Here is a 21,737-nt window from a genome sequence, read left to right on the forward strand (position 1 = left end):
CCAGGAAAGGCACATGAACGGCTTCAAGAAGTTCCTCTTCCGCGGCAACCTGGTGGAGCTGGCCGTCGCGGTCGTCGTCGGCGCGGCGTTCAGCGGCTTGGTCACCGCCTTCGTCAACTCCTTCATCGGCCCGCTGATCGCGCTGGTCGGCGGCAAGCCCGACTTCAGCGACCTGGCGTTCACCGTCAACGGCACCAAGTTCCCCTACGGAGGCTTCCTCACCGCCCTGATCTCGTTCCTGATCATGGCAGTGGTCATCTACTTCCTGGTCGTACTGCCGGTGGCCAAGCTCCTGGAACGCCTGATCAAGGCGGAGGAGGCCACCGAACGCCCCTGCCCGCACTGCCTGAGCGACATCCCCATCAAGGCGACCCGCTGCAAGTTCTGCACCTCGGACCTGGCCACCGCCCCAACGCCCTGAACCGCCCCCAAACACCAACAATCCAGCCACTCGACCCCAACATCGAGTAAGCCGCCGAAGCCACCGCACGGACCGCCAAGGCACCCGGGCCGCCCCAACCAGCCGCCAGTGCCCGGACTGCGCCGAGCTGCACGGCCCACCGGTCACCGCCGACAGATACGGGCCGCCGTCAGGGTCGTACCTCGGCCCTGACCAGCTCCCGGCGGGGGCCGTCCCCCCACCCCCCACGACCGCCGCGCAAGCCACCCGAAACCACCACACAAACCGTCACCAACCCACGCCACGGAGCGTCGCGCAAGCCGTTCTGGGGCCGCCGGAGACCATACGCCACAGCGGCGACCACCGACCGCGCCAGGAGTTCCCCACCACATCCGCAAATACCTGTGGGGAGAGCTGGTCACCGTCTTACTTCGCGGGCTCCTGCGGAGGCCCACTGGCCAGGCTCAAGGAGTACATCGAGAACCACAAGCGTCGGCAGCTTTGCTGCGGCGCTCCGCGCCGGACCTCCCTGGCCGGACGACCTGGACCGTTCACGGCCGGCGCTGGCTCAGCTGTCGCTTTCGTTGCCGTACTCCCAGTGCCAGGGCTCGTACGGGTTGCTATAGGCCCATGAAGGATGGAACCACCCGTACTTGCGGGAGTTGGCCTCCATCCAGTTGAACTGCGCCGAACTGGCGTTCTCGATCCCGCCGCACAGGTCGAGGGCCTGTCCCTTGCCGTGGTTACTGGTGCCGGGCACGGCCGCGAACCCGGGGCGTTGCGAGTAGACCCGCTGCTGGTTGGCCAGGTTCCGATAGGAGTCCGTGACGCACATGTCGCCTCCGAAGCGCCGCTTGTACGCGGCGTTCAGCTTGTAGAAGGCCAGGGCGGCGTCGGCCCTGAGCTGCTCGCCCTTCTGCGGGAGCGGGCACAGGTACTTGTCGGGGATGAGGCCGTTCGGGAACTTGCGCGCGTCCGTCGAGAGGCCCTTGTCGCAGATGGCGCGTATCCGCCTCTCCTGCTCGGCCTCCAGCCGCTTGAGCTTGGCCACCAGTTGCTTGGTGAGCTGCGACGACTTCTGCTTCAGCGCGTCGACCTCCTGCTGCAACCGGGTCTGCTCCACAGCATTCCGCGACTGCAGGTCCTGGGCGGTGGAGGTCAGTTGCGCCCGGCGGCGCTGGAGCTCGTCCGCCTGCTTGACCAGGGCCTGCTGCCCGTTGGCGATATGGGTGACGTCCGCGGTGGCCCGCAGCGCGTCGCCCGCGTCACCGCCACCGAAGATCGACATCGATCCGGCGGCGCCCGGCTGCTGGTAGGAGGCGTTGGCCAGCCTGGCCAGCGGTTCGCGGATCCGGTTCAGCTCGGCCTCCGCCTTGGCCAAATCCTTCAGTGTTGCTCGGAGCTTGTCCTGGGAGCGTGACAGCTCTTTCTTGCGCGACTCCATCCGCTCGGTGGCCTTCTCCAGCTCCGAGCGAGCCTTGGCCGCGGAACGGCGCAGTTCCTGAACGGGATCCTCACGCGCGGCAGCCCCTCCCGGCAGCGCGACGACCGCCGCCATCACCAGGAAGACCGCGGTCAGCACCGCCGACCGGGGGATTGGCACGGTGGTTCCTCCTGATGCCCAAAAGCATGACAGCGGCAGGAACGCTACTACAAGTTCCTAGACGACTTCACCGAGTCCGGTAACCGTTTCGGTGACACCACTTCCTGAGCCACGGCACGTCCGACCATCCCCGGGGACATTCGCGATGCGCGCGCCGCTCCGGTCGCTGGCTGGGACGCGTCGTCCTCGGCCGTTCGACCGGCTTCGGCGCCCGCGTCGTCGGCGCCGGCCGCGGCGGCACGTACTCCCCGCGTGTGGGATGCGTCTCTGGTACCGCTCTCGGCGTCTCAGGCAGCGCCTGGACGGTCTGCTGCCGCCCCTCCGGCTCCGCCCCGCCCCGGCCGCCCATCACGATCAGGCCGAGCACCACCGCGAATGACACCGCGATCGCCCCGACGAGAGCGTACGTCCGCCGTTGGTCCCCGCTCGACCGTGCTACATGCCGCCCCTTCACGGGGCCAAAGCGTACCGACCCACACCTACTCGGCCTAGTTGTCTCGCTCATCCCGTCTTTAAGATGGAGCGATCTCCCCTCCGGTCCCCTACCCTGTAGGTGCCGTCCGCTACGCTCGTCCGGCGAGCGACGACAAGCCTCCGTAGCTCAGGGGATAGAGCACCGCTCTCCTAAAGCGGGTGTCGCAGGTTCGAATCCTGCCGGGGGCGCCCTCCTGACCACCTAAAGAGAGCCCCTGACCTGTGCGAACGTCGTTGGACAGCAGGCCGTTCGGCCCGTCGCCGAAGCTCTGCGAAGTGCACACGACCAGGAGGAGCCCCGCGCCGCGATCGTGCCGGTGGACGGCGGCGTCGGCGCCTGAAGGCCCAGGCAAGCCCTGGCGGCACCGCGCCGTACCTCACCAGCAGCCCGGGGCCTCAGCTAAAGCGAGAACTTGCAGTCCAGCCATGATCAGCACCTTCGCTCCGGTGTTCCTCGCGTCGGCCGAACCCGCAGGAGTCGGCTTGCCGCGGCAGGTTCCCGCACACCGGGTATGACTCGGGACTTGCCAGCGGTGTGCGACGTGAAGGCCCGCAGCTGAGTGTCGCGGCACGGCCCAGAAGCCGACGCTCGACACCTGCGTATGCCGGCTCGGGGGCCGCTCCCGCAATGAAGCGGCCCCCTTTGCGGTCAGGCGAGGTCGGCGAGGTCCTCTTCGGTGAGGGTGATCGACCGGGCGGCCAGGTTCTCCTCCAGGTGAGCCACGGAACCGGTGCCCGGGATGGCCAGGGCGACCGGGGACAGGGCCAGCAGCCAGGCCAGGGCGATCTGATGGACGGTGGCGCCGTGCCGTTCGGCGACCTTGACCAGGCCGGCGTCGTTGATGTCGGCCCTGCCGCCGCCGAGGGGGAAGAAGGGGACGAAGGCGATCCCCTCCTTCGCGCAGGCGTCCAGGACGGCCGTCTCGTCACGGTTGGCGATGTGGAAGTTGTTCTGGACGGCCGTGACAGGAGCGATCGTGCGGGCCTCGGCGAGATGGCCGGCGTCGACGTTGCTGATGCCCAGGTGGCGGATCAGGCCCTCCTCGCGCAGCGCGGCGAGCACCTCGAAGCGTTCGGCGAGCGATTCGCCGCGCGGGGGTTCCATCATGCCGATGCGCAGGTAGACCAGATCAAGGCGATCCAGGCCCAGGCTTTCGAGGTTGGCTTCGACCTGGGGCCGAAGGTCGGCGGCGGTGCCCTGGCGGGGACCGTCGGGGCCGAAGATCGGGCCGACCTTGGTGGCGATGACCAGGGCGTCCGGGTACGGGGACAGGGCCTCGCGGATCAGCGTGTTGGCGCGCACCGAGCCGTTCTCGCTGCGATAGAAGTCGGCGGTGTCGATGTGGTTCACGCCGAGCTCAACGGCGCGGCGCAGGACGGCGCGACCGGATTCGGGGTCGCGGGCGGGTCCGCCCGGGCCGCCCTGGGGCAGGCGCATGGCGCCGAAGCCGAGCCGGTCGATCGCAAGGTCGCCGCCGAGGCGGAAATGGTTGGTCATGTCTCTCCTCGTGATGTGATGTGGTGCCTGTGAGAAACGGGACCGTCGCTTCTGTCGGCGCCGAGCAAAACTCCCCGCGGCACGAGCCGGGGATCCAGTTCCTCAGGAGCCTGAGGAAGTCAACGTGTGGCGAGCGCCGTCAGGTGCGACCGTGAAGGCGACGATGCCCGCTCGCCCTGGCGGCGTCATCGGGTCGACCACTGTCCGGTCCGGTCGGCTGGAGCGGATGCGCTTGCTCGCGCGGATCGACCGCAGCAGTACCGCCCTCGACGAACGTGACCGTCTCGTCGAGCGGCGCCCGGCCCGTACGGATGTAATCCACCGTGACGTCCTCGAACCCGATCGACATGCCGCAGAAGAGGATGAGCCCGTCCGGAGGTGACAGGATCTCCGCGACGGTCTTGCGATACACCGACCACGCCATCTGGGGGCAGCTGTGCAGCCCTTCGGCGCGGAGCAGCAGCATGACGGTCTGCAGATACATTCCGACGTCGGCCCATTGGGGCAAGCCCAGGTCGCGGTCGATGTAGCAGAACAAGGCGGCGGGCGCGCCGAAACACTGCCAGTTCGCGGAAGCGGCCCTCTGGCGCGCCTCCCAGTCCTCGCGCGAAACACCGAGTGCGCTGTAGCGCTCTTTGCCGAAGGTCGATCGGCGCTCGTGGTACGGGGACTTCAGTTCCGGCGGGTACATCTCGTACTCCCGCTCGTCCCAGGGGTCGCCCGCGGCCACGCGCTCGTCGGCGCGCTTCTTGAGGTCGGCCAGTGGCCCGCCGGTCAGCACGTAGGCGTGCCAGGGCTGGAGGTTCGATCCGGACGGCGACCAGGCCGCGGCGGACAGCACGCGCTCCAGCACGTCCCTCGGGACATGCCGGTCGGTGAACCCGCGCACCGCCCGTCGGCTCGTGACCGCCTCATAGACGTCCATCGACATCAGCCTAACCTGCCTCCGCCACTCCGTTACGTTCGTGACGGTATCATTCAATACTATCTGGCGCGGTGCGTGAGCCAGGCGACGAGAAGTTCCGAAGTGATCAGTGGTCGGTGTGTTGGTTGCGGCGACCATCGCCAGGATGTGCCGGGTGACCCAGGTGGCGACGCCCGTTGATCGACTCGATCGGCTGACCTGCCGGTTCGAGCAAGCCGGCCTCGGCCGCTCGTTGCGCTATCGGCAGCCCCGGCCGTTGGCCGGCACTGCATGACTTACGAATCGCCGCCTGCGGGATAGGCGAACCGGGTCAGCAGATCCGTCAGCCGCTCGGGCTCGCCGGGCTCCATCTGGGCGACCAGACGCTCAGCCAGCGGCTCCGCCGCCACATGGGCCGCTTCGAAGAGCTCAATGCCCTGAGCCGTGATCTCCACTGCCCGCACCCGCCGGTCCTCCGGAACGGCCTTGCGTACGGCCAGTCCCCTGCGCTCCAGATCGTCCACGACCCGCATGATCCCAGCCTTGTCCGACCCCGTCGCCGCCGCCAAGTCCCGCTGCACCGTGGCCCCGCGGTCGACCAGCACGATCAGCACGGCGAAATGCCGCAACTCGATGCCGAGCGGCCGAAGCGCCTCCGCCATCACCGTGGCCGCGCGCCAGTGCGCCCGGCGCAGCAGCAAGCCGAGGGCGAAAGGCGAGGCGTCGCCGGGGCGGTCGGTCGCAAGCGAGGCGGTGGTTCTGGGCGGAACGTCGGCGGTCATGAGAGCCATCCTTTCATTCGATACGGTATCAATTGAAATGAAAGGCGGCTCGACCCCTTGCGTTCGGGGGTGGAGATGCGAGTCAGCGCTCGTGCCGAACTCAGGGCGTGAGATCCCAGACGCGGACCACGCCGCCCTTACCAGCGGTCATCGCGACCGGGCGGCCCTGGATCTCTGTGGCGGCCACTGTGTCGATCTTTCCCTCGTGCCCCTCCATCGGCGCTCCAAGCCGGATGCCCTCGCCGCCGGCCACCGCGAGCGGACGCGGTGGCGTCCATGGTCACCAGCACTTCGTCGCCGCATGTTGATGCCACGAGTTCGCGCCCGGCAAGTTCCCGGCAGCGCTCATCGGTCCATTCCGGGGACGACGGATCCCATTCGTAGTGCTCGGGCGCTGGGCTTCCCGCTATGAGGGCCAGGCGATCGTCCAGCACGGCTGCGTCCAAGGCGTGGACACCGCCGTGAGTCGAAATGACACCGCCGAGCAGTTCGCCGCGGTCCCTGATGGCGGCCGCCCACCGGCGACTTCCGCGCCCACGAACATGAGGTCGGGGTCGAGGTGGGGTGCGATCTCGCCGCCTCCGACCGCTCCGGGGTTCGCTGGAGGGTCCAGCCTGGCACTGGCGACGATGCCGACCCATCCCCGTTGATCACTCCGAGCACTTCCTGCTTGTTCCGGAAGTACGGATTCTGCGCGTCGGGCCGGACGGCGAGCCTGCGCATCATCAGCGAGCGAATGCGATGCCGTCTCGGCAACCGCCTGCCGTTGGACATGACAAATATCTTAGCACTGCTAAGCTGCCCTGATCGAGCGTCCGCCCCTGCTCGGGACGTGGACCGCCTGGCGGCACAGGCGCTCGCACAGGTCGGACTCATGTCTCCTTGCCCATTCATTCGTAATGGGTGCACAATCTAAATGATCTTGAGGTTGTGGGATTGGGAGACACCTGCTGTGCTGGAATCATTCAGACTGGACGCACTCGCCGAGAAACCTGCAAACCTCTCCTGCAACGACCGGATCTCGACGTGGCGGGAATCGCCGCCGAGCTCGCGGTTTCACCGGCACCGGGAAGTGGCGATCCGCACGACCGGGCTCGACGGTGTCCGCAATGATCCGGACAACCTCGCTTGAGCAGGGCGCGCAGGTGCGCACCACTCTCGCGGTGCGGATGCTGACCTATGGCCCGCCCGTACGGCGGCGGCGGGCGCCGTAAAGGTCGGCAATCCGGGCGGCCTCGCGATGAGCAGCGCCTATTTCGAGCGACCTTCGTCGGTTGACATAAAACCATGCACAAACACAAGGGAGCTGGAATGTACCCCGTCCCCGCGAAGCGCGTTCTCGTCCTCGGCTGCCGACCGGAGTCGGTCGATGCCCTGCGACGGCGCGGTGCGGAGGTGACCTGTGTCGTCGCGCCGGGCGAGAGCCTCCCGTCCGCGGCGGTCCGGAAGGTCCGCGTGACCGCCCACTCGAACCTGGAGGACGTGGTCGGCGGCCTGGAACGCGAGGGCATCGACCTGGGTGAATTCGACATCGTGTGCAGTCAGCACGAGTTCTCACTCGCCGCCGCGTCCGCGCTGGGCGGAGGAGATCGAAGCCATCTGCCCATGGACACGGTGATCCGGCTCCGCGACAAGGCCGTCCAGAAGGAGGCCGTCCGCGCGGCCGGGATCCCGGTGGCCGGGTTCGAAGTGGTCACCGACCTCGATCGGCTGGAGTCGGCCTTGGCCCCGGGCTGCGTCCTGAAGCCGCTCGCCTCCTCCTCTTCGCGGAATGTGCTGGTCGTCACCGACCCTGAAGCGGCCGTCGAAGAGATCCGGCACCGGCGCGTGCCGGGCCCCTGGCTGGTCGAGGAGTTCGTGGACGGAGCCGAACTCCAGATCGACGGGGTGGTGCGGGACGGTGAGATCGAGTTCCTCGCCGTGTCCAAGTACCTCCAGAATCTGATCGAAGTGCGGGACGGCGGGTTGAACGCCTCGATCGTCCTGGATCCCGCTGATGAACCGGAACGCTACGCACGTGCCCGAGGGCTCGCCGACGCGGCTCTCCGGGCTCTGCGTCATCGGAACGGCATCTTTCACATGGAGGTCTTCGATCAGCCCGGCGGGCTCGTCTTCGGTGAGTGCGCGGGGCGGGTCTCAGGAGGCCGGACGGATGTGCTGCTGGCCGAGAAGTTCGGGGTCGACCTGCACGACGAGTGGGCTCTCTCGGTCCTCGGCGAGCCATCGCAGGTCGCCCCGGCGAAGTCGGAGGCGACGTTCGGTGACATCTACCTGACCCCGCCTCCCGGCCGCCTGATCGAAATTCCCGGTGAGGACGAGATCAGCGCCCGCCCAGGGGTCGTCCACGCCCGCGTCATGGCCGTCCCGGGCGAGGAGATGCCGCACGAACGCGACGCGTCCAGCGTGTGCGCGGCCCAGGCGGTCGTGCGGGGGAAGGACGCGGCCGAGGTCGAACGGCACCTGCGGGACCTCGCCCGGTGGTTCAGGTCGGCGGTCGTCACCGATGGGGGCCGGCCGCCCGAGCCGGCTCGGCGTGCGCCGCGGGTCATGGTCCTCGGGGGAAGGCCCGACGTGATCCGGAAGGCCGCGGCGCTCGGCCTGGACATCGTCAACGTCCAGAAGCCCAGTGCCTTCGATCCGGCCGTCCTGGAGCACGCGTCACAGGTGCACCTCGTCGACTATCAGGACGTTCCGGCTGTGGAAACGCTGGTCGAGGCCCTGCACAGGACGGACCCCTTCACGCGCGTGTTCACGCAGAACGAGGCCGCGCAGGTCGTGTGCGGCCATCTCACGAGCCGGCTCGGTCTGCCAGGCAACGGCGTGGACGTCGTCAGGACCCTTCATGACAAGCCGGCCATGCGGGCGCGGCTGAACGAGCACGGCGTCGGGCCGGTGGCCGTCCAGGCCGTCACGACCAAGGAGGCGCTGCGCGACTTCACCGTCCGGCATGGCGCCTCCGTGGTGAAGCCGACGATGGGCTCGGGAAGTCTCGGCGTACGCAAGATCCACTGCGTGGAGGACGTCGACGAGGTCTGGTCCTGGATCCTTTCCTCCGGCGTGCGGGACTTCTTCGCCGAGCAACTGCTCACCGGTACCGAGGTCAGCGTGGAGACCTTCTCGGCACGGGGCCGGCACACCGTTCTCGCCGTGACCGGCAAGGACACCGGCGACGGAGTGGTCGAGCTGGGGCACGTCGTTCCGGCGCCGCTGAAGAACGCCGACCTCGCACAGGTCGGTGAATTCACCCGACGGGTACTGGACGCCGTCGGCCTGGTCGACGGTCTCGCCCACACCGAGGTGATGCTCACCGCGGACGGACCGCGTGCGATCGAGTCCCATTGCCGGCGCGGCGGCGACCAGATCAACAAGCTGGTCAGGATGGTCTACGGCGTGGACATGGAAACGCTGGCCTTCCGGCTGGCGCTGACCGCGGATCCGCTGCGGGCGGCCCCCAGGGGCGAGGGCGGCGCGGCCATCCGATTCCTGGTCGCCGAACCGGGGCAGGTGGTCTCGGTCGAGGGGGTCGAGCGGGCGACCGCCATGGAGGGCGTGGTCGAAGTGCGGGTCCAGGTCGTCCCCGGCGACGTGGTGAACCCGCTGCGCTGGTCGGAGGACAGGTGCGGGTACGTCCTGGTGCACGCCTGCGACGGTCCGACGGCGGAACGGATCGCCGGCGAGGCCGCCGAGCTGATCAGCATCCGGACCGCGGCGGTGCCGGACGCGCCGGACGACACCCTGGCCGCGCTGCTCTCCGACGTCGACGAGGTGCTGGATCCGTTCGCCGCCCGGCACGCCTTCCCGAGCCGCGGAAACGTCGAGTCGCATGTCTGAGGCGATGCGGGGGCGCCCGGCACGGCCGCTCGGACGGAGCCTGCGGATCCGGCTGCTCATCGGGTTCGTCCAGCGCTTCCTCAACGCGATGCTCCTGCCCTTCATGGCGATCTACCTGGACCGCCGGTTCGGGCAGGGGCACGCCGCGACGATGGTGCTGGCCGGAGTGCTGCTCGGCATTCTGGCGGGACTTTACGGGGGGCACCTGTCGGAGCGGCTGGGACGGCGGCCCGTGCTGCTTCTCAGCGAGTCCGGTGCCGCGGCGGCCTTCGCCGCGATGGCCGTGGCCGCGATGCCGTCGTGGGACTCGCCGATCGCCGTGTACGCGTTCTTCGTACTGGCCAACGCGCTCGGCAACCTCGGTCTCCCCGCGCATGACGCGGTGATCATCGATGTGACGCACACCGGCGATCGCAAGCGCGTCTACACGCTCAACTACTGGACGATCAATCTGGCGCTCGTCGGCGGTTCGCTCGCCGGGGCCGCGTTCTTCCCCGATCACCTGCCGCACATGCTGGCCATGGCCGCGGTCCTCGGCGCCGGCATGGCCCTGCTGACCTTCGTCCTGGTCGGCGAGACCCGTCCCCGGCGGGACGGCCCGCGAGGCCGGGGGCGTCCGGGCATCGCCCGCGTCCTGGCCGACTACGGGCCCGTCGTCCGGGACGGCGCTCTGCTCAGGTTCGTGCTGGCGGCGACCATGCTGATGGCGCTCGAGGTGCAGCTCACGAACTACATCGCGGTCAGGCTGGCGCGTTCCATGCCCGAGCAGGACCTCGTGCCGTTCGGCCCGTGGGAGGTGCGGGTCGACGGAGCGGAGATGGTCGGCGTTCTCCGCGGCGAGAACACCCTGCTGATCGTCCTTCTCGCGCTCTTCGCCGAGCGGTTCTTGAAGCGGCTCCGCGAAGGTCCGCGGCTGTACGGCGGCATCGCCGCGTACACGGCCGGATATGTGCTGCTCGGCGTCGGTTCGGATGTGTCGCTGCTGCTGTTCGGCATGCTGATCGCGACCCTCGGGGAACTGCTGTACGTGGGAGTGGAGCAGGCACGGCTCGCCGATTCCATCCCGGAGGCGTCCAGGACGCGGCACATCGCGGTCTACAACCTGCACGTCCGGGCGGCGCTGGTGGTGGGGACCCTGACCTGGTCCGCGACCAACGTGCTGCCCGGGTGGTTCGTCCCCGCGCTCTACACCTGCCTCGGCGTGGGGGCCGCGTTCCTCTACCGTGCGGTGCCCGCCCGGCGCCAGGAGGCGGAGCCGGTCGAGCCGGCGGCCCGCCAAGGAGCCGGGGTGTAACGGCGGGCCGGCCCGGATCAGGGTGCTGCACCGGCCGGACGTCGCAGAACCACGTCGTAGGGGGATGGGCTAGGGAGACCGCCGCTACTGGTGTCCGCTGAGTGCTTCGCGCTGTGCTGCGGTGAGCCGGTGGCGTCTGGCGGTGACGGAGTAGGCGCCGGACTCGATGGGCTGCAACGTGACCGGGTCGCTGATGTCCGGATGTCTCCCGGCGTCGCGCAGGGCGACGGCGACGCGGTCCGGCTGCCATCCCAACGCGGTGGCGAGTTGTTCCATGGTGAGCGGCCGGCCGGCATGCACGAGGGCGGCGAGCACGGTCAGGATGTCGCCGATGGCGGCCTGGTCAAGGCTGCCGGCCATGTCGGCGCTGACTTGTGCGAAGAACCGGGCCATCTCGTTCAGCCGGGCTCCGGCCGGTGTGGCGGCGCCGAAGATTTCCACTCCCCGCCGAGCGGTATCGGCCCAGAGGGTGTTCTTGCGGGCGCTCGCCGTCCATGTCCGGAGCCAGACATCGTCACCGATGAGGTACCGCTCGCGGCGCCGTCGGGGGTCGCGTTCGCGGCGAACGACGTCCTGGCCTTCGAGGTAGCTGATCGCCTTGGCCACCGACGCCGGGCTGACCTGCAACTGCCGGACCAGGTCGGCGGAGGTCAGGACGCCGGAGTCGGTCGTGATGAGGTGCGCGAGCACCCGTCCCGCCATGCGGGGAATCCCGATCTGCACCATCAGCGCCGCGAAACCCTCCGCGAAGGCGCTCACCGCCTCAGGGTCACGCCCGTAGGCGCCCGTGGCGGCCGGGGGCCGTGAGGGCGTGGCGGGGTTGCGCCGGCGGGCACGCCGCTCGGTGGCCTGCTGGGCGGGGGCGGCCCGATAGCCGCCGGGTCCGCCGTTGCGAGCCACCTCCCGGCTGATGGTCGAGGTCTGCCTGCCCAGCCGCCTGGCGATCTCGGCGTAGCCGCGCCCTTCCGTGAGCCACGACGCGATGCGCCGGCGGTCCTCCTCGTTCAGCCTGCTTCCCGGCATCCGTGCAGTATGCATTCGCGATCAATTCATTGCAACAGCCACGCGGTCCAGCCATTGCAATCACCTACAGGCCATTGCAACTTTTTCGCGAGAGATCGCTGTTCAGTGGGAGAGTAGGCACAGAAGGGAGGTTGACGATCTATGAAATGCAACGTAGCTTTCCCTACCTCGCAAACAGTCCGGAGGAGTCGACATGACACAGCGCCACCCGCGAACCACCCTCCAGCGGCTGCTCGACCGGGCGGTCACCGAGGGCGGTGTTCCCGGGATCGTCGCCGAGATCCGCGAGGGCCGCGGGCGGTGGTTCGGCTCGGCGGGAGTGGCCGATACCGAGACCGGGCGCGAACGTGCGCCGCAGGAGCGGTTCCGCATCGGGAGCACCACCAAGACCTTCGTGGCCACGGTGATACTGCAGCTCGCGGCCGAGCACAGGCTGAGCCTGGACGACACCGTGGACGAATGGCTGCCGGGAAGGGTCCGCGGCCACGGTCACGACGGCGGGAAGATCAGCATTCGACGGCTGCTGGACCACACCAGCGGGATCTTCAGCTACACAGAGGACCCGGAGATGGTGAACAGCCACGAGAGCCACACCCCGGACCTGCTCGTGGACATCGCCATGGCCCATCCGCCGGCTTTCGAACCGGGCACGGACTGGGGGTACAGCAACACCAACTACATCCTGGCCGGGCTGCTCGTCGAGCGGGTGACCGGCCAGGGGCTGGCCGATCAGATCGCCCAGCGGATCACCCGGCCGCTCGGCCTGGACGGGACGTATCTGCCGAGCGGCGCCGACCCGACCATCCAGGAACCACACCCGCGGCACTACACGAAGCTGCTGGACCCCGCCCCCGATGCCGAGATCCATGACGCGACCGAACTGGACTCGTCCATGTTCTGGGCCGCCGGCAGCATGATCTCCACGACCGGGGACCTTCACCGGTTCTTCAGCGAGCTCCTGGGCGGCCGGCTCCTCCCGCCCGCTCAGCAGGGCGAGATGTTCACCACGGTCCCGACCAAGAACTGGATCCCCGACACAGCGTACGGCCTGGGCATCTCCTCGGTGACGCTGCCGTGCGGCGCCACGGTGTGGGGCATGGGCGGCGCGATCTTCGGCTCGTGGTCCTACACCTACGGAACCCGCGACGGCGAGCACATGGCCGTCATCGAAGTCAACGGCGACTGGGCCAACGGTCCCTGGGACGACCCGATCGGTATCTTCACCGACGTACTCCGGATGGAGTTCCGCCCGCCGAAGACGGCAGGTCCCGCCTGAGCCGTTGAGGGGGTACTGAGAGTGACTCCCTTCCGGCCGATCCAAGCCCGTAACCTGGCGGTATGGCTGATGACAGGGAGATTCGCGCCCGGATCCGCGACTTTCTCGTGACTCGTCGTGCCCGCGTGACTCCCGGCGACGTCGGCATTCCCGGACACGACCCGCGGCGCAGAGTGAAGGGGCTGCGCCGCGAGGAGGTCGCGCTGCTGGCGGGCATCAGCGTCGAGTACTACACGCGCCTGGAGCGCGGCGATGCGGCGGGCGCGTCGCCGTCGGTCATCAACGCGGTCGCGCGGGTGCTGCGCCTCGACGACATCGAGCGGGAGCACCTTCGCCGGCTGTTCCTCGCCTCCAACGAGGGCGGCACACCCGTGCGGATCGTGACGCGCGCGCGGCCGGAGGTGCAGCGCCTGCTGGACGCGCTGGGCGACGTGCCGGCGTTCGCGCTCAACAAGCGCCTGGACGTGGTGGCGGCCAATCTGGTGGGCCGGGCCTTCTACGCGCCGATGTACGACGGCACGCGCGACCCGGTGAACTCGGCGTGGTTCCATTTCCGGAACGAGGCGGCGGCCCGTGCGTTCTGGGTCGACTGGAGCGCGGTCGCCGACGACATCGCCGCGGTCCTGCGCGCGGAGCTCGGCGTGCAGCCGCATGATCACGACCTTGCGGAACTCATCGAGGATCTGCTCGACGGCGAGGAGTTCGCCACCCGGTGGGCGTCCCAGAATGTGCACCGCCACTCGACCGGGACCAAGTCGGTCAACCATCCGGCCGTCGGCCGCATGGACCTGCCCTACGAGAACCTGTATCTCGCCGCCGATCCGGACCTGTCGGTCTTGGTGTTCAACCCCGAGCCCGGCACGCCCGCGCACGACTCACTGAAGCTCCTGGCGATCTGGGCGCGCGACGACGCCAACGACCAGGACGCGCACTGGCGCACCGCCCGTAACGCGTAGGCCGACCCGGCCACCGCGTCTGGGGGGCACTAAGAGGGACTGCCAGCTTCGCGAACACGCGTTTACGTTGGGCTGCGCAGAACATTCACGCCCCGGCCGAGCTGGGGCGATGTCACTGAAATCCAAGGAGAGCACCGATATGACCACCAGCGTCACCGCCTACGCGGCCCCCGCTCCGAAGGCTCCGCTGGAGAAGACCACCATCGAGCGCCGCGCACTGCGCGGTCACGACATCCTCATCGAGATCGCGTACTCCGGCATCTGCCACTCCGACATCCACCAGGTCCGCGAGGAGTGGGGCAGTGCCCTGTTCCCGATGGTGCCGGGCCATGAGATCGCCGGTGTCGTCACCGAGGTCGGCCCGGACGTGACCGAGTACGCCGTGGGCGACCGGGTCGGCGTCGGCTGCTTCGTCGACTCCTGCCGGGAGTGCGAGAACTGCCGGGCGGGCGAGGAGCAGTTCTGCCTCAAGGGCGAGGTGCAGACCTACAACGGCGAGGAGTACGACGGCTCCCCCACGTACGGCGGTTACAGCACCCACATCGTCGTGGACGAGAACTACGCGGTCCGCATCCCCGAGGGGCTCTCGCTGGACGTCGCGGCCCCGCTGCTGTGCGCCGGCATCACCCTCTACTCCCCGCTGGCGCACTGGAGCGCCGGTCCCGGCAAGAAGGTCGCCATCGTGGGGCTGGGCGGCCTGGGCCACATGGGCGTCAAGATCGCCCACGCGATGGGCGCCGAGGTGACCGTGCTGAGCCAGACGCTCCGCAAGAAGGACGACGGGCTGCGGCTGGGCGCCGACCATTTCTACGCGACCGGTGACGAGTCCACCTTCGCCGAGCTGGCCGGATCGTTCGACCTGATCGTCAACACGGTCTCGGCGAACATCCCGCTGGACGGCTACCTGTCGCTGCTGAAGCGGGACGGCACGCTGGTGCACGTGGGCGCGCCGGAGAACCCCAGTTCCTTCAGCCAGTTCTCGCTGATCATGGGCCGCAAGTCGATGGCCGGATCGAAGATCGGCGGCATCCGGCAGACGCAGGAGATGCTGGACTTCTGTGCCGAGCACGGGCTCGGCGCCGAGATCGAGGTGATCTCGGGTGACCAGGTCAACGAGGCCTACGACCGGGTGGTGGCGGGCGATGTGCGCTACCGGTTCGTGATCGACGTCGCGTCGCTGAAGGGGTAGCGGTCTCCGCGGTCCCGGATCGCTAGAATCCGGGTCGGGGAGGCGCGCGGATGATCAAGGTGCTGGTGGCGGAGGACATGCACCTGGTCCGGGGGGCGCTGATCGCGCTGCTGGAGCGGGAGGACGACCTGGCCGTCGTCGCCGAGGTCGGGGACGGGGCCGGGGTCGTTCCGGCGGCGCGCGTGCACCGGCCGGACGTCGCGGTGCTCGACATCGGGATGCCGGGCGTCGACGGGCTGGAGGCGGCCGCCCGGATCGCCGCGGAGCTGCCCGGTTGCCGGGTGCTGATGGTGACGGGCGCGGCGACGCCCGCGGCGCTGCGCCGGGCGCTGGCGGCGGGCGCGGCCGGGTTCATGGTCAAGGACGCGCCGCCGCGCGAGCTGGCGGACGCCATCCGGCGGGTCGCGGCCGGCGAGCAGGTGATCGACCAGGCGCTGGCGGTGCGCGCGCTCACCGCGCCGGAGAATCCGCTGACCGACCGCGAGGTGGACGTGCTGCGGATGGCGGCGTCCGGCGCGGAGCCGGCCGAGATCGCCGCGACGCTGCACCTGTCACGGGGGACGGTCCGCAACTACCTGGGTGTGATCGTCGGCAAGCTGGGCGCCCGCAACCGGCTCGACGCGGTCCGGATCGCCGCCGAGGCCGGCTGGCTGTAGGACGACCGACAGCTCGAACGTCCCGTCGGGCAGCGAACGGGTGTGCAGCTCCGCCGTCCGGGCGGCCAGGTTCGCCAGTCCTTGCCCGGGCGTCCCGGCGGGGACGGCCCCGTCGTTGACGACGCGGAGCCGGAGCCGGTCGCCGTCGCGGGACGCCTCGATCAGGCAGTGCCGGGCGGCGCTGTGCCGCATCACGTTGGTGACCGCTTCGCGCAGCACGATCCCGGCCGGTTCCGGGAGATCGAGGCCGGGCGGCCAGGTCACGGTGAGGTCGATGCCCGCTGCGGTGAGCAGGTCGCGAGCGGAGTCGAGTTCGGCGGAGGCGGAGAGGGCCGTCCCCTCGTCCGGGATGGCGCGCAGGTCGCCGAGCGTGCGGCGGGCGACGGCGGCGACGTCGGCGAGGGCGCCGGCAGCCGGATCGCGGGCCGCCAGCTCGGCCTTCACCATGATCGTCCACATTCCGGAGCCGAGCAGGTCGTGCACGTCGCGGGCGATCCGGCGGCGTTCCTCGGCGACGGCCAGGAACGCCAGGGACATCCGGACCTCGCGCACCCGGTGGACGAGCCGGGCCAGCAGCGCCAGCCCGTAGAACATCATCGCGCCGCCCGCGGTCTCGGCCGTCCAGAGCGCGGTGTCGAGCGCGTCCCAGCCGCGGGCCGGGAGTGTCGCCGGGACGAGTGCCGCGTAGGCGGCGAACAGCGTCCACGCCCACCCGGGCCGGGAGGCGAGGACGATCAGGATCGCGCCCGCCGCGAACCACATGAGCTGGGGGTACGGGCGGTCGGGTGCGAGCAGCGGCGCCGCGGCCAGCAGTGCCTGCGCGGGCAGCGTCCAGGCCGCGTGGCGGGGCGGGACGCCGGGCGGGCGGGGCAGCACGTGGTGCACTTGGAGCGCCACGACGGCGACGATGTCGGCGATGTAGAGGGCGAGCAGGACGGGCGGCGGGCCCACCGGCACCAGGTACAGGACGGCGATCACCGGGTACCAGAGGTGCCCGATGACGATGATCGGCAGCGCGGTCCGCGGGGTCATGTCGCCGGGCGGCGGCAGCGGCGCGGGCTCGGGGGCGCGGCGGATCTCGGCGCGGGCGGCGGTGGCGCGTTCCACGATCGCGGCCGGGCGGCCCTCGGAGGCCAGCCGGATGATCTCCGAGAGGGCGGTGCCGAGCGCGTCCTCCAGTGCGCCTGACGCGCGGGCGCGTTCCGCGGCGACGGATCTGGCCGCCAGTTCGCCGCGGGTCGCCGCCAGCTCGTCCCGCAGGTCGCTCAGCCGGGTCAGCGCGAACACGAGCAGGCCCTGGCACAGCGCGTTGCCCATGGCGTTGAGGTGCGTGTAGAGGTCGCCGTCGTGCAGCAGGCCCGCGGCGCCGACGACGGCGGCGAACAGCGCCCAGCGGGCCCGGCGCGGCACGATGAGCAGCACCGACGCGGCGAGGAACCCGGCGGGGCCGCCGAGCGGCAGCAGGACGGCCTGCAGCGTGAGCGTCCAGGCGCCGAACCGGTCCCGGATCGGCCGCGTGCGGGGCAGGCTGTGCAGGAGTTGCAGGACGAGCATCGCCGCCGTCGCCGGGACGGGCGACGGCTGATCGGGCGCCGCGACCAGGCCGGCGAGCACGACGGCGATCACCACGGCGGCCACGTGGGGAACTCTAGCCATCTGTCCGGTTCGTGCGATATTCACATCGAGGTGATGTCCGCCGGCACTGGGCGGGGGCGCGGGGCGCGGCGAATCTGGTCGCATGAAGAAAGTCCTGCTGACGCTGGTGCTCGCGCTCGCCGTCCTGGTCCCGTTTCCGCTCACCGCGCACGCCGACGGCGGCGATGTCGCGCGCGTCGTGGACGGGCTGGTGCCCGCGCAGCTCGCCAAGAACAAGATCCCGGGCGCGGCCGTCGTCGTGGTGAAGGACGGGCGGCCGGTGTTCGCCAAGGGTTACGGGGTCGCGGACGTCCGGTCCCGAACGCCGGTCGACCCCGCGCGGACCGGGTTCTTCACCGGCTCGACGGCGAAGGTGTTCACCGCGACCGCCGCGATGCAGCTCGTCCGGGCCGGGCGGCTCGGCCTGGACGAGGACGTCAACCGCTACCTCACCACCTTCAAGATCAAGGACACCTTTCCGGGGAGGCCGGTCACGCTACGGCACCTGCTCACCTACACCGCCGGGTTCGACGAGCACATGCTGGGTCTGGCGGAGCGGGATCCGGGCAAGGTGGAGTCCCTGGGCCGCAGCGTCCGGGAGTGGCAGCCGGAGCGGGTCCGGCCGCCGGGGACGCGCGTCGCGTACGACAACTACGGAGTCGCGCTCGCCGGCCACCTCGTCGAGATCGCGTCGGGGCGGCCGTTCGCGGACTACGTCCAGCGGCACGTCCTGGGCCCGCTCGGCATGTCGGGAACGAGCTTCGCGGTGCGGCACCCGGCGGCCCTGGAAGCGCGCCTCGCCAAGGGGTACCGCCCGTCCGGCGGCGGTTTCACCGCGGCCGCGGGCCAGTACGGCCCGTGGACGCCGACCGGGTCCGGCCCGGTGACCACGCCCGCCGACATGGGCCGGTTCATGATCGCGCAGCTGGGCGACGACCCGCGCCTCGGCGGCCCGGACGTCACCCGTCCGCTGCGGCGGCGCCAGTTCGCGCAGGACGCGCGGATGCCCGGCATGGGCTTCACGTTCGAGGAACGCCCCCGCGACGGCCGCGCCCGCCTCTACAAGGACGGCGACGTCCCCGGTTTCCACACCGTGCTCGCGCTGCTGCCCGAGCAGCGGGCCGGGGTGTACGTCGTCTACAACGGGGACGGCGCGGAGGGGAACGCGTCCTTCCTCGGCCGGCAGGTGATGGACGCGGTCACCGACCACTACGCCGCCGCCAAGACCCGGCTCGCCGCGAGCGCTCCGGCGGGCGCCCGCCTGACCGGCGACGTGTCGCGGTACACCGGGACGTACCGGTCCAACCGGACCAGCGGCTCCGACCTCACCCGCTTCAACAGCCTGATCGTCAACATCAGGGTGACCGGCGGCGCGAACGGCACCCTCACCACGTCCGGGATCTCGCTCGACCCGGCCAGGACGACGCAGCACTGGGTGCAGACCCGGCCGGGCCTGTTCGTCGAGAAGGGCGGCCGGGACAGCATCGCGTTCGCCGGGAAGACGCTGGTCACCTCCGCGAACCCGGCCGAGTCCTTCCAGCGGCTCGCCTGGTACGACGGGCCGTCGCTGCACCTCGGCCTGCTGCTCGCCGGCGCCGCCGCCTTCCTCGTCGCGTTCTTCGCCGTCCCGGTGGTCGCGCTGGTCCGGGGGGTGCGGCACCGGCCCGCCCATCCGGTGCCCGCCCGGCTCACGCGGGCGCTGGCCTGGGTCGCCGCCGCGCTCGTCACCGGCTTCCTCACCGGGATGGCGATGGTCATGTCGGACGGCAACGCGGTCATGGAACTGGTCGCGCTCGGCTCACCCGAGCTGACCGCGCTGCCCTATGTCGCGACGGCGTCGTTCATCGCCGCGCTCGCGCTCGCCGCGGGCACCGTCGCCGCGTGGTGGAAGGGCTGGTGGGGCCTGACCGGCCGGATCTCCTTGACCGTCCTGGTGCTGCTGTCCGTCCCCTTCTACAAGCTGTGCATCACCTACCACCTGCTGGCCCTCCCCTTCCCGACGTCTTGAATCGGGACGATGCCTCAGGCGGGCGTGCTCGGCTCCTGGACGGCGTCCTGCGCGGCCGGTTCGGCGCCGCCCTGCTCCAGGCGGAAGGGCGGGTAGCGGTCGGACATCAGCAGGGCGTACACGGCGACCCGCATCGACCAGCGGTTCATGCCCATCACGAAGTCGAAGATGCCGTCCGGGTAGCGGGCGGTGAACAGCAGGGCTATGGCCGCGAACAGCACGAGGAGGCCGATCAGTCCGATCGCGTACCAGCCGGCCGAATACCAGTCATCCGAACCGGTCGCCGCGCCGGAGAACAACGCCACGACGAGGTAGTGCGGAATGGCCAGCAGCCACCACTTGACCAGCACCAGGCCCCGCGACAGACGCTCCGGGTAGGCGACGCGCAGGTGCGCCGGATAATCCTCGGCCTCGCCAAGGCTGAAAGGCGGGTACCGGTCGGTGAAGAGGCCTCCGTACCCGTAGGCGGTCACCCGCCAGGTCCACCGCAGGATGCCGACGTTGAAATCGAAGAAGGTGCGCGGGTAGCGGCCGGTGATCAGGATCGCGAAGAAGCAGATAACCGTGAGCACGGCAAAGGCGATCCATAGAAAGAACAGCACGATGTAATGCGGGATCAGCAGCAGCCACTTCACGAGCCACAGCCAGCGCGAGAGCGGTTCGTCGAGCCGGGCGTCCAGCCGTAGCGGCGATGTTCGTTCGTTCATCTCTCCCCCCGATCCTCTGTCCCCCTTTCCCCCTTTCCCTGTTTTCTGGGAGGTCATCAGGCGCGAAGGTGTTCTTTTCCCGGTTCACCGGAGAGGAGATCCGGAAATAACGGAAAAGTACGGAAATCGGACCAGGCGCGGCCGGTCAGGCACCCGGCCGATCGCAGTACCCGTCGGGTGGATTCCCCAGGGCTGGATCTGATCCGCTCGCCTCAGATCGGGAACGAGTGGTGCTCGTGGGCAACGAGCCAGCGGCCGTCTTCCTTGCGCAGGCCAAGGGTCAGGCGCAGGCGGTTGGACGGGTTGTCCGCCAATTCCTTCTGGGTGCCGCAGCGGAGGAGCGCGTGCGCGTAGGCGACGTCATTGCCCGCGGTGACGTCCAGCGAGACGATCTCGAACGAGGCGCCCTGGGCCTGCCATTCGAAGAACGGCGGCCAGGTCTCGCGGTAGGCGTCGCGGCCGCGGACGCCGTCGTAGGGCGGCGGCACGTCGAACATGACGATGTCGTCGGCGTGGTCGGCCAGGACGCCGTCGAGGTCGCCCTCGTGCACTGCGACGGCCCATCGCTCGATCAGGGCGCGGATCTGCTTCTGGTCCTCGGACATGGCGTGCCGTCCTCTCGAAGGTGTCTCCGGTAGAGACTCCCCCGCGGGACGGAACTCATCGGTCTCAGTCTTCGCGGACGGTGTCGAGGTCGCGGCGGGCCTTGGCGAGCAGGTCGCGCATGGCCTCTTCGGCCCGGCCGGGGACGCCGTCGCGGACGGCGTCCAGGACGGCGCGGTGACTGGGCACCGGGTCGTCGTGGCGGCGGACGCCGTGGACGAGCCGGTCGCGTTCGGCCAGCCCGACCTCGATCACGATCTCCATGCGTTCCAGGAGCTCGTTGTGGGTGGCGGTGAGCAGGGCGCGGTGGAAGGCGAGGTCGGCCGCGACGGCCAGGGCCGGGTCGCCGTTCGCGTCGTGCATGGCGGTCAGTGCCGCGTCCAGGACGGCGAGGTCCTCGGGGGTGCGGCGGAGCGCGGCCAGGCGGGCGGCCTGGGGCTCGATGATGCCGCGGACCTCGGCGAGGTTCTCCAGGAAGGCGTCGTCGTTGCGGTTGGCGAACTGCCAGCGGATGACGTCGGGGTCGAGGAGGCTCCAGTCGGAGCGCGGGCGGACGAAGGTGCCGCGCTTCTGCCGGGAGGCGACCAGGCCCTTGGCGGCCAGGACCTTCAGGGCCTCGCGGAGGGCGGTGAGGCTGAGGTCGAGCTCGGCGCCGAGGGCGGCGAGGTCGATGGTGTCGCCGGGGCGCAGCTCGCCGGTGAGGATGCGGCGCGCGATCTCCTGCACGGTCTGGCCGTGCAGGCCGCGTTCCGAGTAGCGCGCCACGGGTCCCCCTCCGCTCCGGCCGTCGGCGAGCACCTTAGCGGCATCGCCGGTCACCCCAGTAATCATAAATTACTAATTATTATTGACACGCCCGCTACCTGCACGTTAAACAGGCACGGCGGACACCCACTGG

General features: G+C 70.0%; 17 protein-coding genes and 1 tRNA gene. 9 read left to right on the plus strand and 9 right to left on the minus strand.

Features of this window, described 5'->3' with window-relative positions; all coding sequences use genetic code 11:
* The first annotated feature begins 13 nt into the window (after nt 1-13).
* The gene (mscL, locus tag ABD340_RS28360; protein ID WP_344592993.1) at nt 14-421 is read left to right on the plus strand and encodes a large conductance mechanosensitive channel protein MscL; all 408 of its coding nucleotides are present in this window, start codon (nt 14-16) and stop codon (nt 419-421) included.
* Between the two features lie 547 nt (nt 422-968).
* On the opposite strand, the gene ABD340_RS28365 is transcribed toward mscL, so the two are convergent.
* Nucleotides 969-2,003, minus strand: a complete 1,035-nt coding sequence (locus tag ABD340_RS28365) for a D-alanyl-D-alanine carboxypeptidase family protein (RefSeq protein ID WP_344592994.1) — start codon at nt 2,001-2,003, stop codon at nt 969-971.
* Nucleotides 2,004-2,593: 590 nt separating this feature from the next.
* Between ABD340_RS28365 and ABD340_RS28370 the strand changes: the two genes are divergently transcribed.
* Nucleotides 2,594-2,666, plus strand: a tRNA-Arg gene (locus tag ABD340_RS28370).
* A gap of 460 nt (nt 2,667-3,126) precedes the next feature.
* Here the strand turns inward: ABD340_RS28370 and ABD340_RS28375 are convergent.
* The 3 genes from ABD340_RS28375 to ABD340_RS28385 form a co-directional block, all read right to left on the minus strand.
* Nucleotides 3,127-3,975, minus strand: a complete 849-nt coding sequence (locus ABD340_RS28375) for an aldo/keto reductase (protein ID WP_344592995.1) — start codon at nt 3,973-3,975, stop codon at nt 3,127-3,129.
* A 139-nt stretch (nt 3,976-4,114) separates the two neighbouring features.
* Entirely contained in the window at nt 4,115-4,900 is a 786-nt protein-coding gene (locus ABD340_RS28380; protein ID WP_344592997.1) for a nitroreductase, read from the minus strand.
* A gap of 275 nt (nt 4,901-5,175) precedes the next feature.
* A complete protein-coding gene (locus ABD340_RS28385; protein ID WP_344592998.1) occupies nt 5,176-5,661 on the minus strand; it encodes a MarR family winged helix-turn-helix transcriptional regulator in 486 nt (161 codons plus the stop codon).
* A 1,311-nt stretch (nt 5,662-6,972) separates the two neighbouring features.
* Between ABD340_RS28385 and ABD340_RS28390 the strand changes: the two genes are divergently transcribed.
* Together ABD340_RS28390 and ABD340_RS28395 are read left to right on the plus strand one after the other, a co-directional pair.
* Nucleotides 6,973-9,492, plus strand: coding sequence for an ATP-grasp domain-containing protein (locus ABD340_RS28390; RefSeq protein ID WP_344592999.1), 2,520 nt, complete (start codon nt 6,973-6,975; stop codon nt 9,490-9,492).
* The gene (locus ABD340_RS28395; protein ID WP_344593000.1) at nt 9,485-10,786 is read left to right on the plus strand and encodes an MFS transporter; all 1,302 of its coding nucleotides are present in this window, start codon (nt 9,485-9,487) and stop codon (nt 10,784-10,786) included. Before ABD340_RS28390 ends, ABD340_RS28395 begins: the two co-directional genes overlap by 8 nt.
* 84 nt (nt 10,787-10,870) lie before the next feature.
* Here ABD340_RS28395 and ABD340_RS28400 read toward each other — a convergent pair whose 3' ends face one another.
* Nucleotides 10,871-11,809, minus strand: a complete 939-nt coding sequence (locus tag ABD340_RS28400) for a helix-turn-helix domain-containing protein (RefSeq protein WP_344593001.1) — start codon at nt 11,807-11,809, stop codon at nt 10,871-10,873.
* Between the two features lie 193 nt (nt 11,810-12,002).
* Here ABD340_RS28400 and ABD340_RS28405 point away from each other — a divergent pair, with 193 nt between their 5' ends.
* From ABD340_RS28405 to ABD340_RS28420, 4 genes are all read left to right on the plus strand, one after another.
* Nucleotides 12,003-13,085 (plus strand): serine hydrolase domain-containing protein, encoded by a 1,083-nt coding sequence (locus tag ABD340_RS28405; protein WP_344593003.1) that lies wholly within the window; start codon nt 12,003-12,005, stop codon nt 13,083-13,085.
* A 62-nt stretch (nt 13,086-13,147) separates the two neighbouring features.
* Nucleotides 13,148-14,041, plus strand: a complete 894-nt coding sequence (locus ABD340_RS28410) for a helix-turn-helix domain-containing protein (RefSeq protein WP_344593005.1) — start codon at nt 13,148-13,150, stop codon at nt 14,039-14,041.
* A 139-nt stretch (nt 14,042-14,180) separates the two neighbouring features.
* The gene (locus tag ABD340_RS28415; protein WP_344593007.1) at nt 14,181-15,230 is read left to right on the plus strand and encodes an NAD(P)-dependent alcohol dehydrogenase; all 1,050 of its coding nucleotides are present in this window, start codon (nt 14,181-14,183) and stop codon (nt 15,228-15,230) included.
* Nucleotides 15,231-15,280: 50 nt separating this feature from the next.
* Complete coding sequence (locus tag ABD340_RS28420; RefSeq protein ID WP_344593009.1) at nt 15,281-15,886, plus strand: response regulator transcription factor; 606 nt, start codon at nt 15,281-15,283, stop codon at nt 15,884-15,886.
* Here ABD340_RS28420 and ABD340_RS28425 read toward each other — a convergent pair.
* The gene (locus tag ABD340_RS28425; RefSeq protein WP_344593010.1) at nt 15,782-17,524 is read right to left on the minus strand and encodes a sensor histidine kinase; all 1,743 of its coding nucleotides are present in this window, start codon (nt 17,522-17,524) and stop codon (nt 15,782-15,784) included. The genes ABD340_RS28420 and ABD340_RS28425 overlap by 105 nt on opposite strands.
* Nucleotides 17,525-17,624: 100 nt before the next feature.
* Between ABD340_RS28425 and ABD340_RS28430 the strand changes: the two genes are divergently transcribed.
* Nucleotides 17,625-19,529, plus strand: a complete 1,905-nt coding sequence (locus ABD340_RS28430) for a serine hydrolase domain-containing protein (protein WP_344593012.1) — start codon at nt 17,625-17,627, stop codon at nt 19,527-19,529.
* 14 nt (nt 19,530-19,543) lie between these two features.
* Here ABD340_RS28430 and ABD340_RS28435 read toward each other — a convergent pair whose 3' ends face one another.
* The 3 genes from ABD340_RS28435 to ABD340_RS28445 form a co-directional block, all read right to left on the minus strand.
* Nucleotides 19,544-20,236: a DUF4389 domain-containing protein gene (locus ABD340_RS28435; RefSeq protein WP_344593013.1), complete on the minus strand. Its 693-nt coding sequence runs from the start codon at nt 20,234-20,236 to the stop codon at nt 19,544-19,546.
* Between the two features lie 212 nt (nt 20,237-20,448).
* The gene (locus tag ABD340_RS28440; RefSeq protein ID WP_344593014.1) at nt 20,449-20,841 is read right to left on the minus strand and encodes a YybH family protein; all 393 of its coding nucleotides are present in this window, start codon (nt 20,839-20,841) and stop codon (nt 20,449-20,451) included.
* A gap of 64 nt (nt 20,842-20,905) precedes the next feature.
* Nucleotides 20,906-21,658 carry a FadR/GntR family transcriptional regulator gene (locus tag ABD340_RS28445; protein WP_344593015.1) on the minus strand — a complete coding sequence of 251 codons (753 nt, stop codon included), beginning with the start codon at nt 21,656-21,658 and terminating at the stop codon, nt 20,906-20,908.
* Between the last annotated feature and the right edge of the window lie 79 nt (nt 21,659-21,737).

This window comes from Actinomadura vinacea (assembly GCF_039532545.1).
In the GTDB taxonomy this organism is placed as follows: domain Bacteria; phylum Actinomycetota; class Actinomycetes; order Streptosporangiales; family Streptosporangiaceae; genus Spirillospora; species Spirillospora vinacea.

Excerpts from the sequence above, each read along its gene's own strand:
- mscL (WP_344592993.1), top strand. The coding sequence starts at position 14 with ATGAACGGCTTCAAGAAGTTCCTCTTCCGCGGCAACCTGGTGGAGCTG.
- ABD340_RS28375 (WP_344592995.1), bottom strand. The coding sequence starts at position 3,975 with ATGACCAACCATTTCCGCCTCGGCGGCGACCTTGCGATCGACCGGCTC.
- ABD340_RS28380 (WP_344592997.1), bottom strand. The coding sequence starts at position 4,900 with ATGGACGTCTATGAGGCGGTCACGAGCCGACGGGCGGTGCGCGGGTTC.
- ABD340_RS28385 (WP_344592998.1), bottom strand. The coding sequence starts at position 5,661 with ATGACCGCCGACGTTCCGCCCAGAACCACCGCCTCGCTTGCGACCGAC.
- ABD340_RS28390 (WP_344592999.1), top strand. The coding sequence starts at position 6,973 with ATGTACCCCGTCCCCGCGAAGCGCGTTCTCGTCCTCGGCTGCCGACCG.
- ABD340_RS28395 (WP_344593000.1), top strand. The coding sequence starts at position 9,485 with ATGTCTGAGGCGATGCGGGGGCGCCCGGCACGGCCGCTCGGACGGAGC.
- ABD340_RS28400 (WP_344593001.1), bottom strand. The coding sequence starts at position 11,809 with ATGCCGGGAAGCAGGCTGAACGAGGAGGACCGCCGGCGCATCGCGTCG.
- ABD340_RS28405 (WP_344593003.1), top strand. The coding sequence starts at position 12,003 with ATGACACAGCGCCACCCGCGAACCACCCTCCAGCGGCTGCTCGACCGG.
- ABD340_RS28410 (WP_344593005.1), top strand. The coding sequence starts at position 13,148 with ATGGCTGATGACAGGGAGATTCGCGCCCGGATCCGCGACTTTCTCGTG.
- ABD340_RS28415 (WP_344593007.1), top strand. The coding sequence starts at position 14,181 with ATGACCACCAGCGTCACCGCCTACGCGGCCCCCGCTCCGAAGGCTCCG.
- ABD340_RS28420 (WP_344593009.1), top strand. The coding sequence starts at position 15,281 with ATGATCAAGGTGCTGGTGGCGGAGGACATGCACCTGGTCCGGGGGGCG.
- ABD340_RS28430 (WP_344593012.1), top strand. The coding sequence starts at position 17,625 with ATGAAGAAAGTCCTGCTGACGCTGGTGCTCGCGCTCGCCGTCCTGGTC.
- ABD340_RS28435 (WP_344593013.1), bottom strand. The coding sequence starts at position 20,236 with ATGAACGAACGAACATCGCCGCTACGGCTGGACGCCCGGCTCGACGAA.
- ABD340_RS28440 (WP_344593014.1), bottom strand. The coding sequence starts at position 20,841 with ATGTCCGAGGACCAGAAGCAGATCCGCGCCCTGATCGAGCGATGGGCC.